Annotated in this window: 12 protein-coding genes; 6 read left to right on the top strand and 6 right to left on the bottom strand. The window is 67.2% G+C overall.

Going from position 1 to position 16,039, the window contains the following annotated elements:
* Positions 1 to 6: 6 nt before the first annotated feature.
* The 3 genes from ACYRGX_RS14285 to greB are packed head-to-tail and all read left to right on the top strand — an operon-like array spanning position 7 to position 3,733.
* Positions 7 to 693 (top strand): ABC transporter ATP-binding protein, encoded by a 687-nt coding sequence (locus tag ACYRGX_RS14285; RefSeq protein ID WP_473053131.1) that lies wholly within the window; start codon positions 7 to 9, stop codon positions 691 to 693.
* Positions 693 to 3,185, top strand: coding sequence for an ABC transporter permease (locus tag ACYRGX_RS14280; protein WP_473053130.1), 2,493 nt, complete (start codon positions 693 to 695; stop codon positions 3,183 to 3,185). The genes ACYRGX_RS14285 and ACYRGX_RS14280 overlap by 1 nt, the downstream gene beginning before the upstream one ends.
* 53 nt (positions 3,186 to 3,238) lie before the next feature.
* Entirely contained in the window at positions 3,239 to 3,733 is a 495-nt protein-coding gene (gene greB / locus ACYRGX_RS14275; protein WP_473053129.1) for a transcription elongation factor GreB, read from the top strand.
* A gap of 18 nt (positions 3,734 to 3,751) precedes the next feature.
* Here greB and ACYRGX_RS14270 read toward each other — a convergent pair whose 3' ends face one another.
* The gene (locus ACYRGX_RS14270) at positions 3,752 to 4,060 is read right to left on the bottom strand and encodes a class I SAM-dependent methyltransferase (protein WP_473053128.1); all 309 of its coding nucleotides are present in this window, start codon (positions 4,058 to 4,060) and stop codon (positions 3,752 to 3,754) included.
* 313 nt (positions 4,061 to 4,373) lie between these two features.
* Between ACYRGX_RS14270 and ACYRGX_RS14265 the strand changes: the two genes are divergently transcribed.
* Positions 4,374 to 4,655 (top strand): lipase secretion chaperone, encoded by a 282-nt coding sequence (locus ACYRGX_RS14265; protein ID WP_473053127.1) that lies wholly within the window; start codon positions 4,374 to 4,376, stop codon positions 4,653 to 4,655.
* 6 nt (positions 4,656 to 4,661) lie between these two features.
* On the opposite strand, the gene ACYRGX_RS14260 is transcribed toward ACYRGX_RS14265, so the two are convergent.
* Positions 4,662 to 6,083, bottom strand: coding sequence for an MltF family protein (locus tag ACYRGX_RS14260; RefSeq protein ID WP_473053126.1), 1,422 nt, complete (start codon positions 6,081 to 6,083; stop codon positions 4,662 to 4,664).
* Between the two features lie 101 nt (positions 6,084 to 6,184).
* Here ACYRGX_RS14260 and ACYRGX_RS14255 point away from each other — a divergent pair, with 101 nt between their 5' ends.
* Together ACYRGX_RS14255 and ACYRGX_RS14250 are read left to right on the top strand one after the other, a co-directional pair.
* Complete coding sequence (locus ACYRGX_RS14255) at positions 6,185 to 7,009, top strand: TatD family hydrolase (RefSeq protein WP_473053125.1); 825 nt, start codon at positions 6,185 to 6,187, stop codon at positions 7,007 to 7,009.
* Between the two features lie 106 nt (positions 7,010 to 7,115).
* Complete coding sequence (locus tag ACYRGX_RS14250; RefSeq protein ID WP_473053124.1) at positions 7,116 to 8,588, top strand: methyl-accepting chemotaxis protein; 1,473 nt, start codon at positions 7,116 to 7,118, stop codon at positions 8,586 to 8,588.
* A 59-nt stretch (positions 8,589 to 8,647) separates the two neighbouring features.
* Here the strand turns inward: ACYRGX_RS14250 and ligA are convergent, their stop codons facing one another.
* The 4 genes from ligA to ACYRGX_RS14230 all read right to left on the bottom strand — a co-directional run bounded on the left by ligA (position 8,648) and on the right by ACYRGX_RS14230 (position 15,943).
* Positions 8,648 to 11,038: an NAD-dependent DNA ligase LigA gene (ligA, locus tag ACYRGX_RS14245; RefSeq protein ID WP_473053123.1), complete on the bottom strand. Its 2,391-nt coding sequence runs from the start codon at positions 11,036 to 11,038 to the stop codon at positions 8,648 to 8,650.
* Between the two features lie 77 nt (positions 11,039 to 11,115).
* Entirely contained in the window at positions 11,116 to 11,943 is an 828-nt protein-coding gene (gene zipA, locus ACYRGX_RS14240) for a cell division protein ZipA (RefSeq protein ID WP_473053122.1), read from the bottom strand.
* Positions 11,944 to 12,087: 144 nt separating this feature from the next.
* Positions 12,088 to 15,573 carry a chromosome segregation protein SMC gene (smc, locus tag ACYRGX_RS14235; RefSeq protein ID WP_473053121.1) on the bottom strand — a complete coding sequence of 1,162 codons (3,486 nt, stop codon included), beginning with the start codon at positions 15,571 to 15,573 and terminating at the stop codon, positions 12,088 to 12,090.
* A gap of 166 nt (positions 15,574 to 15,739) precedes the next feature.
* Complete coding sequence (locus ACYRGX_RS14230) at positions 15,740 to 15,943, bottom strand: hypothetical protein (protein ID WP_473053120.1); 204 nt, start codon at positions 15,941 to 15,943, stop codon at positions 15,740 to 15,742.
* Positions 15,944 to 16,039 lie beyond the last annotated feature (96 nt).

The raw sequence follows: 16,039 nt of genomic DNA, 5'->3' as shown, positions 1-16,039 counted from the left end.
TTCTCCATGGGCGCGAGCATTCTTTCAGCGCGGCACCTTAGCAAGGTCGTCCAGGTTGCGGAAGGCGACCTGAACATTCTCCAGGACATCGACCTCGAACTCGCCAGTGGTACCAGCCTGGCGATCATCGGCAGTTCCGGTTCCGGCAAATCCACCCTGCTTGGCCTGCTGGCAGGCCTGGACCTCGCCAGTGGCGGCACCATCACCCTCGCCGGGCAGGCCCTGGAGTCCCTCGACGAAGATGCCCGCGCGCAACTGCGCGCAGAGCACGTCGGCTTCGTCTTCCAATCGTTCCAGTTGCTCGACAGCCTAACGGCGCTGGAGAACGTGATGCTGCCGCTGGAGCTGGAAGGCCGCCGCGATGCCCGCGAACGCGCCAACCAGTTGCTGCAGCGGGTCGGTCTGGGCGAGCGCGTTCGTCACTATCCCCGACAACTGTCCGGCGGCGAGCAGCAGCGTGTCGCCATCGCCCGTGCCTTCGCCAGTGAGCCCGAGGTGCTGTTCGCCGACGAGCCCACCGGTAACCTGGACAGTCGCACCGGCGCCCACATCAGCGACCTGCTGTTCGAACTCAACCGCGAGCGCGGCACGACCCTGGTGCTGGTCACCCATGACGAGCGACTGGCGGCCCGTTGCGCCTCCGCGGTTCGTCTCGAGGGTGGACGCATCGTCGAGCGCCGGGAGGCCCTCTGATGCGCGCGCCTTGGTCGCGCCTGCTGGGCCTGGCTGCGCGGCAATGCTTGCGTGATGCCCGTGCCGGGGAGTTGCGCACGCTGTTCTTCGCGCTGCTGGTGGCGGTGGCTGCGAGCAGCGCCATCGGCTACTTCGGTGCACGGTTGAACGCCGCCATGCTGCTGCGTGCCAGCGAGTTCCTCGCCGCCGACCTGGTCCTGCGCGGTAGCGCCGAGGCGGACCCGGCGCAGATCGAAGCGGGGCGCTCGCTGGGGCTGGTGCATGCCCGAGTGGTGGAGTTCAGCAGCGTGATCGCCACCGACGATGCTCTGCAACTGGCCGCCATCAAGGCCGCCGACGGCAGCTATCCGCTACGGGGTGAAGTACGCAGCGCGCAGCGCCCCTATGCGCGTGAGGAAAGCGGTGGCGGCCCGGCCATCGGCGAGGCTTGGGTGGAGGCGCGTTTGCTCACCGCCCTCGAGCTGCAAGTGGGGCAGAACATCGACGTCGGCGCCCGCACCCTGCGCATCGCCCGGGTACTGACCTACGAGCCGGACCGTGGCAACGGCTTCTACAGCCTCAACCCGCACGTACTGATCAATCTCGGCGACCTGGCGGCCACCGGCGTGGTTCAGCCCGGTAGTCGGGTGAGCTATCGCGACCTCTGGCGCGGAGAGCCGGAGCGCTTGAGTGCCTACCGCGAAGCCCTGCAGCCGACGTTGCAGGCGAACCAGCGGGTCGAGGATATCCGCGACGAGAATCGCCAGATCGGGGGAGCGCTGGGGCGCGCCGAGCGCTATCTGAACCTCGCCAGCCTGGCGGCGGTATTGCTCGCCGGGGTGGCCGTGGCGATGTCCGCGGCACGCTTCGCCCGTCGCCGCTTCGATGCCAGCGCGTTGCTGCGCTGCCTGGGCCTGGCGCGTGCAGACGCACTGCGCCTGTACCTGTTCGAGCTGGGGCTGGTAGGCCTGCTCGGCTGCCTGTGTGGCGCCCTGCTCGGCTGGCTGGGGCAGTTCGTACTGTTCCAGCTGCTGGCCGATCTGCTGCCGTCCGGGTTGCCATCGGCGGGCGTGATGCCGGCGCTGATCGGGATCGGTACCGGGCTGGTCGCCCTTGCCGGCTTCGCCCTGCCGCCGTTGGCGGCGCTTGGCCGCGTGCCTCCATTGCGCGTGCTGCGGCGCGAACTACTGCCGGTGCCGCCATCGAGCTGGGCGACCTATGGCGCGGCATTGCTCGCGCTGGCTCTGATCATGTGGCGAATGAGCCTGGACCTGCGGCTGACCCTGGCTCTGCTGGGCGGTGGCGTGCTTTCCGCCCTGCTGTTGGGGGCGCTGCTGCTGGGCTTGCTGCGCATCCTGCGGCGCCTGCTGGACGAGGCGCCACTGGCCTGGCGTCTGGGGCTCGGACAGTTGCTGCTGCATCCGCTGGCGGCCGCCGGCCAGGCGCTGGCCTTCGGCCTGATCCTGCTGGCGATGGGCCTGGTAGCCCTGCTGCGTGCCGAGCTGCTGGATGACTGGCAAGCCCAGTTACCCGAGGACGCGCCCAACCACTTCGTACTGAATCTGCTGCCCGACCAGCGCGACGACTTCGTCAGTCATCTGCAGCGCCTGGGCGTCAGCACGCCTCCGCTCTACCCCGTGGCGCCGGGGCGGCTGGTCGCCATCAACGGGCAGCCCGTGCGCGAACGGGTCAGCAAGGACAGTCGCGGCGAGCGCGCCATCCAGCGTGATCTCAGCCTCACCTGGGCCGAACAGTTACCCTCGGACAACCGCCTGGTCGCCGGCCAATGGTGGGATGCGACGGCCGACAGTGGCGTCTCGGTGGAGAGCGAATTGGCGCAGAGCCTCGGCGTGGTGCCTGGCGATCGCCTGGACTTCGTCATCGCCGGGCGTACCGTGCAGGCGCGGGTGAGCAGTCTGCGCGAGGTCGACTGGAACAGCTTCCAACCCAACTTCTACATGATCTTCTCGCCGCACACCCTGAGCGACGTCCCGGTAACCTACCTCACCAGCTTCTACTTGGAGCCGGGCCACGATCGCGAGCTGGCGCAGCTAGCCAGGGCGTTCCCTTCGATCACCCTGCTACCGGTGGACGCCTTGCTCAAGCAGTTGCGCGACATCGTCGCCCAGGTGACCCTGGCGGTGGAGTACGTGCTGCTGTTCGTACTCGCCGCCGGCCTTGCGGTATTGCTCGCCGCGCTGCAGGCGACCCTCGATGAACGCGTACGCCAGGGCGCCCTGCTGCGCGCCCTCGGCGCGCGCCGCAGACTGCTGCAACAGGCTCGCCTGCGCGAATTCGGGCTGCTCGGCGCCTGCGCGGGATTGCTTGCCGCGCTGGGCTGCGAAATCGCCAGTGCCCTGCTCTATCGGCTGGTCTTCGACCTGCAGTGGAGCCCGCATCCCTGGCTGTTGCTGTTGCCGGTGGTGGGTGCGGCACTGGTCGCCCTCGCCGGCTTGCTGGGTACTCGCCGGGCGCTGGCGGTCAGCCCGTTGCGCGTGCTGCGCGAAGGCTGACGTCAGGTGGCCAGGCAGGCTAAGCTCTGCGACTTTTTCAGGGCCGAGCAACGATGAGCCGATACCGTCCTCCGCGCAGCGCGGGCACGCCACTGATCACTCCCGAGGGCGAGGCACGCCTGCGCGCCGAGCTTCACGAACTCTGGCACGTGCGGCGGCCGCAGGTGACTCAGGCGGTGAGCGAAGCCGCGGCCCAGGGCGATCGTTCGGAGAACGCCGAGTACACCTATGGCAAGAAGATGCTGCGCGAGATCGACAGCCGCGTGCGCTTTCTCAGCAAGCGCCTGGAAAAACTCAAGGTGGTGAGTGAGCGCCCTGGCGATCCAGGCAAGGTCTACTTCGGCGCCTGGGTCACCCTGGAGGACGAAGACGGCGAGCAGCGCCGTTATCGGATCGTCGGACCCGACGAGCTCGACCTCAAGCAGAACCTGATCAGCATCGACTCACCGCTGGCCCGCGCGCTGGTGGGCAAGGCGCTGGATGCGGAAGTCAGCGTGCACAGCCCGGCCGGCGAGCGGCTCTACTACATCGTCGAAATCGAGTATTGAACGGCAGGCCTGCCGCGCCTATCGGTAGGTAATCAGGCCGCGCCGGGACACCCGCGTCAGTTGCCCGATCAACTCGTCGAGGCCGGCGCGCGGCGGGGCCTCGAGCACGGCCATGTCGAAACTGTCGGCCGCGTAGCTGCTCAGGGCACTGCCCTGCTCGGCGAACTGGATCATCAGGTTGCGGCCGTTGCGACGGGTGTCGGGCCAGCCGGCAAGGTAACGCAGCAGGCGTGGCTGATGCGCTCCGGCAAGGAGAATGCGGGCACTGCACTGGCCGAGGCCGGCTGTGATCGGCGCCAGTCGAAGGGGTGGGGTCGCGACAGTCATCTACTTCTATCTCCGCCTCGCAGATCCGCTGGACTGCGGTGGGAGGCGGCACCGGAACCAGCGCTTTAGCGGTATTTCGGGCGAGGCCCGGCGCCCCGCAAGTAGCTGACTAAATCGGCGCTGAGGGTCGAATGCTAGAGAACCGGTAGCGGGGCTGTCAACCGCGGGGCGTGGCCTGAGGTAACAGTCGAGCCGGCCTGGTGACGGCCCGCCCTGTCAGTGCGAGGTGCGGCGCAGAGCGATTACAGCTGTCTCGCAGACTATTGGCGCGCTTCCTGCACCGCTGACGGCATATCCCTTTGCGAGCCAGACGATGAAACCAGCTAGCGTCTTCGGCCCGACGCTGGGAATGCTCTGCCTGGCGGCTGCGCTTTATGCACCGCTGCCGGAGAGCGATGCTCGTAGCATGCCCCGGCAAGTGGCCAACGAAGAGTGGCAACAACGTGTGCGTGACTGGCGCCAACACGCCGCACGCATCGAACTCAGTGCGCGCTTGGACCCTGCGCAGAAACGCGTCGCTCAGCAGCGCCTGCTCGAAGAGCGCTTCGACGAACAGGAGCGTGGCTACCTGCCGAACCTCGACGCGCTACGGTGAGCCGCCTCAACGGCGCACGTTGAGGTTCGCCTGTGGCTCGAGCAGGTAGCGCTGGCGCGCATAGGCCAGGTAGTACTTGTTCACCGCGTTGACGTGCCCCACCACGCCCAGCCCGACCTGCTCGGCGGCGACCCGCTCGACCTGGAAGAACCACTGGTTGGGATTGAGCCCGCGGCGCTTGGCTTCCGCACGCAGGCTTTGCACCCGTTGCGGCCCGAGGTTGTAGGCGGCGAGGACGAACGCCAGCCGTTCGCGCTCGTTGAGCCTGGGGCTGGCGAAGAAGCGGTCACGCAGACGCGCCAGGTAGCGGGTAGCGGCCTGTACGTTGTTGTCGATGGAGCGGATATCCGACACGCCGACGCTACGCGCTGCGTCCGGGGTGATCTGCAGCAGCCCCATGGCGCCGCCTGAGCCGCGCGCGGCAGGGTTCAGGGTGGATTCCTTGAACGCCAGGGCCGCGAGGCTGAGCCAGTCGAACTGCTGTGCCTCGCCATAGCGCTGCAGGACGCTGCGCACCTTCTCCAGGCGCTTGCGCTCGTCCCTGGTCAGCGGGTCCTGAACGCGATAGAGGCGTCGGTAGGCCCTCGCAAAGGCGGCGTCCTGGTCGTCGGGCGCACGGTAGCTGCGCAAGAAGGCATCTACGCTAGCGCGCAGCATTGGCGCATCGCTGCGGGTAAACCAGCTCATGTCGCCGTCGGCGGCTAGGCTGGGCTGCCGATCGATGCGCAGGCGCGGCATCACCTTGGACCAACGCTCGGCGATGGGGGCTTCGGCTACCGTCAACGGATAGATGCCGGCCTGGACCATCTCCAATACGTCTTCCACCGCCAGGCTCGGATCGACCCACTCGATCGCCACTGGCGCCTTGCCGGCGGCGATCAATTGGCGATTCAGCGCCTGCAGCGGTGCTCCGGCCGCGCTGCCCGCGGGCAAGGCCACGGCTCGCCCGGAGAGCTGCTCGAGCCTGGAATAACGGGCGCCGCCCTGGCGGCTGATCAAGCGCAGGGGCACGTTGTGCAACGTTGGTTCGCTGGCTGCGATGCCTCGCGCCTGGGCCACCTCCACCCGTTCGCCGGGCGCCACCAGATCGCCCTGGCCGCGCTGCAGGGCCAACAGCAACTGGTCCTTGGCCAGGGGCACGATCTTCAGTCGCACGTGTTGTCCGCCGCGGGCGTCGCGGTTGAGGAATTGCTCGAACGCGTGCAGGCGGTGCAGCTCTACGCCGATGGTCTGCTCGCCCAGTTCGCCGGAGGCATTACGGCTCTGGTTGACCAGCACGCGCAGTTCGCCGCTGCGGCGAATCTCCGCCAGATCGCGTACGCTAACGGGCTGTTGCCACGGTTCCGGCGGTCCGGCCAGGCGCGCCCAGGCCGGCAACGCCGGAAGCGCGAGGAACACGACGAGAAACAGGATGAGCGCTTGCCGCATGGGGGGCAGATCGCCGTCGGATGGCCAGTGGTCGCCTAGCGTCTCACAGGCGGCCGGCGCACCACCAGCCAGCGGCGATGAGCGCCAATAACGAGGAGTCCATGCAACTAGTCGACATCGGCGTGAATCTCACCCACCCCAGCTTTGCCAGCGACCTCACCGAAGTGCTGGAGCGGGCCTACGACGCGGGCGTCGGGCAGATGCTGCTCACCGGGACCAGCCTGGCCGAAAGCGAAGCGGCCATCGAACTCTGCGAAACCCGCGATGCGGCTGCCGAACGACTCTTCTGTACCGCAGGCGTGCATCCTCACGACGCCAGTGAGTGGCAGCCGGCCTCATCCGCCGCGCTAGCGGCCCTGCTCGATCAGCCACGGGTGCGTGCCGTGGGTGAATGCGGTCTGGATTTCGCCCGTGACTTCTCCCCGCGCGCTGACCAGCAGCGTGCCTTCGAGGCGCAGTTGGAGCTGGCCTGCGAGCGACGGTTACCGGTGTTCCTGCACGAACGAGATGCCAGCGAGCGCATGCTGGACATGCTGCGCGACTATCAGGACCGGCTCTCGGCAGCCGTGCTGCACTGCTTCACGGGTGATCGCAAGGCGCTGTTCGGCTACCTCGACCTCGACCTGCACATCGGCATCACCGGCTGGGTCTGCGACGAGCGCCGCGGCAGCCACCTGCATCCATTGCTCTCGAGCATTCCCGCGCAGCGGCTGATGCTGGAGAGCGATTCGCCCTTCCTGCTGCCGCGCACCCTGCGACCCCGTCCCAAGAGCCATCGCAACGAGCCATCGCTGCTGCCGGAGGTGCTGCGTGAAGTCGCCCGGCATCGTGGTGAGGAGCCGGCGCAGCTGGCCGACAGCAGCACGGCTACCGCCAGGGCGTTTTTCGAACTTCCCACGCCGCCCATTGATTCGCCTCAAGATTGACGTCGGTTTACCGTTACAGGGGGTGTAGGCGGCTTGACCCCCTCCTGACATAGGGGCAATGTGCCGCACCGTTTCCTAAACGCCACTAGACGAAGAAGAAGCCTTTATGCGTGTATGGCTCCGCGATCTGTCGCTGAAATACAAGTTCTGGGGTGTGAACGCGGTAGCGTTCATCACTACGCTCATGCTCGTGATGTTCTTCATGACGCTCGAGCAGACACATCGCTACGAGACCCAGCGCGCCTTCGCCGAGCGACAGCTTGCCTTGCTCGCCCAGTGGCCCGCCGACCAGGCATTGCCCAAACTGCCCGGCTTGCAGGTGTTCGCTGCCGGCAACCCGCCCACCGAGTTGCGTGGCGCGACCGGCATCGAACGCGACGGCTGGGTCGACATCCCCCATGATTCGGCGTTCGGCGATGAACCTTTGGTGGGCGCGCAACTTGCCCGTCGTGGCGATCAGCGCCTCGCCCTGCTGGTGCGCTCGCCGAGCCTTTGGAACGTCTTCATCGAACGTGCGCCGGCTTACGCCGTCGCCGTCATGGTGCTGATGGTGTTGTTGCTATGCGCCTCGCAGTTGCTGATTCGCTTCCTGCTGAGTCATCTCAACACCCTCAAGGACATCATGCTCCACGTCGAGCGCAGCGGTGACCTCTCCGCCCGTGTGCCGTTGGACTCGCGCGACGAAGTCGGCCAGATGGCCAGCGCCTTCAACGCCATGCAGGCCGGCTACCTGCGAGTGGTCGGCACCGTCTCGCAAGCCGCCGCACGACTCGACGAGGGCGCCAAGACCCTGGCTGCGAGCATGGGCGAAGTGCGCCAGGGGATGCTCGGCCAGCAGAGCGAGACCGACCAGGCGGCCACGGCGATCAACGAGATGTCCGCCACCGTCCACCATATCGCCCAGCACACCGCCGACACCCGCGACCAATCGGCCAACGCCGACCAACTCGCCGGTGATGGCCAGCAGGTGGTGGTGCGCGTGAAGGATTCCATCTCCGAACTCTCCCAGGGCGTCCAGCAGACCGCCGAAATGATCGGCAAGCTCGCCGAGGACAGCCAGAAGATCAGTGGCGTGGTCAGCGTCATTCATGGCATCGCCGAGCAGACCAACCTGCTGGCGCTCAACGCGGCCATCGAGGCCGCGCGCGCTGGCGAGATGGGGCGAGGTTTCGCCGTCGTCGCCGACGAGGTACGCAACCTCGCCAAGCGCGTGCAGGACTCCACCGACGAGATCACCAGCATGATCGGCAACCTGCAGGCCGGCACCCGTGATGCGGTGGAATTCATGCAGGACGCCTCCTACAAGGCGGACGATTGCGTGAAGCTCGCCACCGAGGCGGGCGAATCACTGGAGTCCATCACCGGCGCCGTGGCGTTGATGCGCCAAAGCAACACGCAGATCGCCGTAGCCGCCGAACAGCAGAGTCAGGTCGCCGAGGAAATGAGCCGCTCGGTGATCGGCATCCGCGACGTTACCGAAAGGACCGTGCAGCAAACGGTCGCTTCGGCCAGCACCAGCAGCGAGCTGGCGGAACTGGCCAGTGACCTCAGCCGGGCCATTCGTCAACTCAAGCTGTAGTCACCCGGCGTAGTAGGGATGGCCCCGCAGCGCACCGCTCGCTCGGGGCCGTCCAACGGCTAGCTTTCCAGTGCTTGCAGTCGCGCGAGCAGACCTTCCTCGTCGAGCACCGCTACGCCCAGTTCCTGCGCCTTGGTGAGTTTCGAACCGGCGCCGGGGCCGGCGACCACGCAGTGGGTCTTCGCCGACACCGAGCCGGCGACCTTGGCGCCCAAGGCTTCCAGGCGCTCCTTGGCGGCATCGCGGGTCATGCTTTCCAGCGTGCCGGTGAGGACCCAGGTCTGCCCTACCAGCGGCAGGCCGCCGGTCTGCTGCCGTTCGCTGGCCCAGTGCATGCCGAACTCGCGCAGTTGCGCCTCGATGGCCAGGGCGCGCTCGGCATTTTCCGTCACCGCGAACCACTCGCGCAGCGACTGCCGCGCACGCTCGTTGAGGCCTTTGGTGGTCGACAGGTCGAGCCAGTCTCCGGCCAGAGCGATCACCTCGGCAACGCCGGGCCGGCCGTCGGCGCGGCTGGCGGCTTTCTCGGCGAGTTTCTTCGCACCGGTGGCCGCGACGAAGGGAATGTCGAGACGATCGAGCAGACCGTCGAGGCTGGCACAGGCGGCGAACTCGGGGCTCAGCTCACCCTCGCCTTGCGGCGTCACGCCACGTTCCAGCAGCGCCGCGATCACCTCGCGGTTGTGCGCGTCCTGGAAGAACGAATGGATTTCGTGGGCCACCTCGCCGCCGACGTCCGGCAGGTAGCGCAGCACCTCGGGTAGCGCCTTGCCGATGCGCTCCAGCGAGCCGAGCGCGCGAGCCAGCAGCTTGGCGGTTTCCTCGCCGACATCGGGAATCCCCAGGGCGAAGACGAAACGCGCGAGCGTCGGCGTGCGACTGGCGTCGAGGGCAGCCAGCAGATTGCGGCTGGAGACCTCGGCGAAGCCATCCAGCTCGACGACTTGCTCGAAGCTCAATGAATAGAGGTCCGCCGGCGACTTCACCAGCCCACGGTCCACCAGTTGCTCGACGATCTTGTCGCCGAGGCCGTCGATGTCCATGGCGCGCCGCGAGGCGAAGTGGATCAGCGCCTGCTTGAGCTGGGCCTGGCAGGCCAGGCGACCGACGCAACGGTAGATCGAGCCCTCGCTGTAGGACTCCTTGCCCTTGCTGCGCTTGACCAACTGGGTGCGCTCGACCGCCGAGCCGCAGACCGGGCAGTGCTCGGGCACCTGTATCGCGCGGGCGTCCGCCGGACGCCGTTCGGCGACCACGCCGAGAATCTGCGGAATCACGTCACCGGCGCGGCGCACGATCACGCTGTCACCGATCATCACGCCCAGGCGCGCGACCTCGTCCATGTTGTGCAGGGTCGCGTTGGACACGATGACGCCTGCCACCGGCACCGGCTTGAGCCGCGCCACCGGGGTGATGGCGCCGGTGCGGCCGACCTGGAATTCCACGTCGAGCAGCTCGGTGACTTCCTCGCTGGCGGGGAACTTGTGGGCGATGGCCCAGCGCGGTTCGCGGGCACGGAAGCCCAGCTCGCGCTGCTGGGCGATGGCGTTCACCTTGAACACCACGCCGTCGATCTCGTAGGCCAGCGCATCGCGCCGCGCGCCGATGTCGCGGTAGTAGTCCAGGCAACCCTGCACGCCATCGACCTTCTTCAATTCGCGACTGATCGGCAGGCCCCAGCGGCGCAGGGCCTGCAGCCAGTCGTAGTGGCTGTGCAACTGCACGCCTTCGACGCGGCCGATGCCGTAGGCACAGAACTCCAGCGGGCGGGTCGCGGTGATCTTCGAGTCCAACTGGCGCAGCGAGCCGGCGGCGGCGTTGCGCGGGTTGGCGAAGGTCTTGCCACCGGCCTCGCGCATGCGTTCGTTGAGCGCCTCGAAACCGGCCTTGGGCATGTAGATCTCGCCACGCGCCTCCAGGACCGGCGGGAAATCGCCCTTGAGCTTGAGCGGCACGTTGCGAATGGTGCGGACGTTGGCGGTGATGTCCTCGCCGGTGCTGCCGTCGCCTCGGGTGGCGGCGCGCACCAGGCGGCCGTCTTCGTAGAGCAGGCTCACCGCCAGGCCGTCGAGCTTGGGTTCGCAGCAGTACTCGACCTGGGCGCCGTCGCCGAACAGGTCGCCCTGCGGCAGGTCCAGGCCCTCGCGCACGCGGCGATCGAACTCCAGCAGGTCCTGTTCCTCGAAGGCGTTGCCCAGGCTGAGCATGGGGATTTCGTGACGCACCTGGCCGAAGGCCTCCAGCGCCGCACCGCCGACGCGCTGGGTCGGTGAATCGGGCGTGACCAGCTGGGGATGTTCGGCTTCCAGCCCCTTGAGCTCATGGAACAGCCGGTCGTACTCGGCATCCGGTACCGACGGCTCGTCGAGCACGTAGTAGCGGTAGTTGTGGTCGTCCAGTTCGCTGCGCAGCGCGGCGATGCGTTCGGCGGGGGTGGTCTCGCGGGTCATGTTCGGGTCTCGCAAAGCAAGAGAGCAGCCGGGGCTGCTCTCTCTGACAACGGCGTGGGACGGGCGTCCCGTGGCCGTCAGCGCTTGTGGGTCAGGCCGCGGCGCTCGAATTCGGCGATGCGCTGGCGGTAATGCTCGATGGTCTGGGCAGTGAGCACACTGTGCTGGTCGTCCTTGAGCTCGCCTTCCAGTTCCTGGGACAGCTTGCGTGCGGCGGCGACCATCACGTCGAACGCCTGCTTCGGATAACGCGGCCCCGGCAGGCTGAGGAAGAAGCTCACCGCACGGGTGGAGAACAGCTCGATGTCGTCCAGATCGAAGGTGCCCGGCTTCACGCCGTTGGCCATGGAGAAAAGCACCTCGCCATTGCCGGCCATGCTCTCGTGGCGATGGAAGATGTCCATTTCGCCAAAGCGCAGGCCGCTCTCGAGGATGTTCTGCAGCAGCGCCGGACCCTTGAAGCCGTCGCCGTCGCGGGCGATCACGTTGATCACCAGGACTTCCTCCACCGGCAGTTGCTCGCGCGCCGGTGCGTCGGCGAAGTCGTCTTCCTCGCCCATCAGCAGCGGTTCGGGTTCGTCCAGGTCCAGCGCCAGGTCGCCCTGCCGGGGATCGCCACGGCGCGACTTGGCGCGCTCGTGCTCGCCTACGGACGGTTCGGCGGCGCCGAAGGTCGGCAGGCCGTCATCCAGGTCGGCGACCGCGGGCTCGCCATGATTAACCACGCGCGACGGGCCGAGCACATCCGGATCGGGGGCATCGTCGTCAGCGCCCGTGTAGTTCTTGTCCAGGCGGAACCTGAGTTTTCCCTTGCTGCCGCGCATGCGCCGCCAGCCATCGAAAAGAATCCCGGCAATGACGATGATGCCGATAACGATCAGCCATTCGCGCAGACCGATTTCCATTAAGCCTTGACCCCTGAAGTAATAGATGAAGAGATGAAATTCGAGGGCAACTGTATGTTTCTACAGTCTTTTTCCAGACCATTCGCTAAAGAGCGCCTAAGCTAGCACGACGAACGGCAATAAAACACCGTCCACCCCGCCGCATCAGGCTTCAGCGAGTGCCACCGCCTCCTCCACGTCGACCGCAACCAGCCGCGAACAGCCCGGTTCGTGCATGGTGACGCCCATCAGTTGATCAGCCATTTCCATGGCGATCTTGTTATGCGTGATGTAGATGAATTGCACGGTCTGCGACATCTCCTTGACCAGGCGCGCATAGCGGCCGACGTTGGCGTCGTCCAGCGGAGCGTCGACCTCGTCGAGCATGCAGAACGGCGCAGGATTGAGTTGAAAGATGGAGAACACCAGTGCCAGGGCGGTGAGCGCCTTCTCGCCGCCCGAGAGCAGATGGATGGTGCTGTTCTTCTTGCCCGGTGGACGCGCCATGATCGCCACCCCGGTATCGAGCAAATCTTCGCCGGTAAGTTCCAGATAAGCGCTGCCGCCACCGAATACTTTGGGGAACAGTTGGCGCAGACCGGCGTCGATCTGGTCGAAGGTTTCCTTGAAACGGTTGCGGGTTTCCTTGTCGATCTTGCGGATGACGTTTTCCAACGTCTCCAGCGCCTCGACCAGGTCCGCATCCTGAGCATCCAGGTAGCGCTTGCGCTCGGACTGCTGGCGGTACTCGTCGATGGCGGCGAGGTTGATCGCGCCCAGGCGCTGGATGCGTCCGGAGAGTTGCTCGAGCAGGCCCAGCCATTGCGCCTCGTCGGCATCCGGCGGCAAGGTGGCGAGCACGCCGTGCAGGTCATAGCCGTCGGCCTGCAACTGTTCCTGCAGCGTGCCGCGCTGGGTCGCCAGGTTCTGCCGCTCCAGGCGCTGCTGCTCCAGTTGGGTGCGCAACAGCCCGGCGCGCTGCTCGGCGCCGCCCCGCCGCTGCTCCACCGCCCGCAGTTCGCGGTCGGCGTCTTCCATCGCCAGGCGCGCGGTCTTCAATTCCTCTTCCACGGCCATGCGCCGTTCGAGCAGTTCCTCGAGCTTGATGCGCAGCTCCTCCAGCGGTGCAGCGCCCTCCTCCAGGTTCAGGGTCAACTGCTCGCGGCGCTCCACGGCACGCTCGAACTGCAGTTCCAGACGCTGCAACGACTGTTGCAGGGAGTCGTGCTGGGCGCGCAACGAGCCGCTGCGCAGCTCCAACTGGTGCAGGGCGTCCTTGTGCAGACGCGCCTCGCGGCGGCAGGCCTCGACCTGCTCGCGCAGGCCATCGCGGCCGCCGAGCAGTTGCTCGCGCTGCTCGCTGTCGTTGGCCATGGCATCGAGGGCGTCCTGCAGCAGCAGGCGCGCTTCACCCAGTTGCTCCTCTTCCTGGGCCCGCTGTTCGCCGAGCGCGGCCTGTTCCTCGTCGAGGCGCGCCCGGCGCAGGGCCAACTGTTCCAGGCGCGCCTGACGCGCGGAGCGTTGCGCATTGAGTTCGGCCAACTCGCGGGAGACCTGCTGCTGCTCGCGCCGCAGCGCATCGCGCGCCTGTTCCGCCTGCTGCTGGGCGTCGCGGGCGGTTTCGACCTGTGCCTGCAGCGCCTGAAGGCGTTCCTGCAACTCCTCGCGTTCCCGTTGCAGACGCTCGAGCTCCTGGCCACGGGCGAGTACGCCGCCATCGGCCTCACCACCACGGCGCACGCGCAGGAAATGCCGTCCGACCCAGAAGCCGTCACGGCTGACCAGGCTCTCGCCCTCGCCGAGTTGCGCACGCCCCGCGAGGGCCTGTTCCAGGGTTTCCACGGGACGTACCCGGCCCAGCCAGGGTGACAGGTCCTGGCTTGACTCCAGCTTGTCCAGCAAGCAGCCCGGCAGCCGCTGCGCCGGTCCGGGAATGGCCAGGCGCAGCTCACCGCGCGACAGCGCGGAGAAGTCCGGCGCGCAGACATCATCCAGCAGCAGCGCCTGCAGGTCGGCGCCTAGCACCGTCTCCACCGCCAGCTCCCAGCCGGCCTCGACACGCAGGCCCTCGGCCAGCCGCGGGCGCTCCGCGAGGCCCTGGGCGCGCAGCCAGTCGGCGGTGCCCTTGCCGGGGTCCAGCGCGGCCTGCTGCAGCGCTTCGAGGGAGGCCAGGCGACCCTCCAGACGCTGCAGTTCGCCTTGCGCCTGCTGCAGTGTGGCGGCGCTTTCGCGGGCCTGCTCGGCGCTGGTCTGCTGGGTCTCGCCCTGGGCCTCCTCGTCGAGTTGTAGCGTCTCCAGGCGCATCTGCGCGATGGCCAGCGACTCGTCCAGCTCCAGGCCTTCACTGTCTTCAGGATCGCCGGCCAGCTGAGCGCGCTCCTCGTCCAGCCGGCGGGCACGCTCGGCAAGGCGCTGCAGGCTCTGCTCCAGCTGGCGCAGGCTGGCCTGCTGCACTTCGGCGACTCGTCGCGGTTCGGCACTGGCCTGGCTGAAACGGTCCCAGCGCTCCTGCCAGTCCTGCAGGCGCACCTCGGCTTCCTCCAGCCCGGCGGCGGACTCCTCGGCGGCGAGCAGCGCGGCCTCGCGCTCGGGGGCGAGCATCTCCAGTTCCTCGCCGAGGGTCGCCAGCAGGGTGCGATCGTGGCCCAGGTGCGACTCGGTCTCCTGGCGCGCGCGTTCGGCCTCGCGCAGGTCGTCCTGCAATTGGCGCAGGCGCTGCTGGCCGTGCTGGATGCTCTGCTCGACGCGGGCGATGTCGCCACCCACCGAATAGAAACGCCCCTGGATCTGGTTGAAACGCTCGGAGAGTTCGTGATGCCCATCGCGCAGGCGCTCGATCCCTGCGTCGGCGTTGCGTTGCTCGGCGACCATTGCCTCCAGGGCGATCTCCTGCTCGCCGATCACCCGTTCGCGCTCGCCGACCTTCTCGTTCAGTTCACGCCAGCGCAGGGCCGAGAGCTGTGCCTTCTGCTGGCGTTCCTCGGCCTTGTATTCCTGGTACTTCTCCGCCGCCTGGGCCTGGCGCTGCAGGCGTTCGAGCTGGCGATCGAGCTCCTCGCGCAGGTCGGACAGGCGCGCCAGGTTTTCCTGGGTGCGGCGAATGCGGTTCTCGGTCTCGCGGCGGCGCTCCTTGTACTTGGAGATGCCGGCGGCTTCCTCGATGAAATTGCGCAGTTCCTCCGGCTTGGCCTCGATCAGCTTGCTGATCATGCCCTGCTCGATGATCGAGTAGCTGCGCGGTCCCAGTCCGGTACCGAGGAAGATGTCGGTAATGTCGCGGCGGCGGCACTTGGTGCCGTTGAGGAAATACTGGTTCTGCCCCTCGCGGGTCACCCGGCGGCGAATGGAGATTTCGGCAAAGGCCGCGTATTCGCCGGTCAGGGTGTTGTCGCTGTTGTCGAAGATCAGCTCGATGCTCGCCTGGGTCACCGGCTTGCGGGTGTTGGAGCCGTTGAAGATGACGTCGGTCATCGACTCGCCGCGCAGGTTCTTCGCCGAGCTTTCACCCATCACCCAGCGCACGGCGTCGATGATGTTCGACTTGCCGCAGCCGTTGGGCCCGACCACCGCCGACATGTTGCTGGGAAAGTGCACGCTGGTGGGATCGACGAACGATTTGAAGCCCGCCAGCTTGATGCTCTTCAGGCGCATCCGGGCGACCTCCTGCGGGCTGGGCTGTGGCGATCCGCTGCCATGGCGAGCATCAGAAGGCTTCCTCGTCGAGTGGGGCGCCGCCATCCATTGGGGCGGACGCTACGCAAAGCGGCGAGTTTAACCGCTGACCGGGTCTTGCGCAGCTTTCGGCAGGCTTATGGCGCTATTCCTGGCCGGCGTCCTGCAGGGCCTGCAACGCGCGACGCACCATGTTGGCGTAGGTGGACGGTGAAAGGCTGTACAGCTCCTGCGCCACCCAGGCATGCCAGCGCCCCCGCAATTCGCCGCGTGCGGCCCACAGGCGCTGGGCCTCGGCGTCGGCGCGGGCCTGGTGTTCGCGATGAAAATCCGCACGCGGGCTGGACATGGCGGGCTCCTGGAAAACGAGACGGGCATGGTGCCAGAAGTCACCGCACGACGCGTCCGGCTTTTACCGGAAGCACCGCGAACAGGCATAATTGGC

This window comes from Pseudomonas sp. R4-15 (assembly GCF_055768815.1).
Note: the sequence above shows the minus strand (reverse complement) of the source record. Positions and strands in the feature narration are given on the sequence as shown.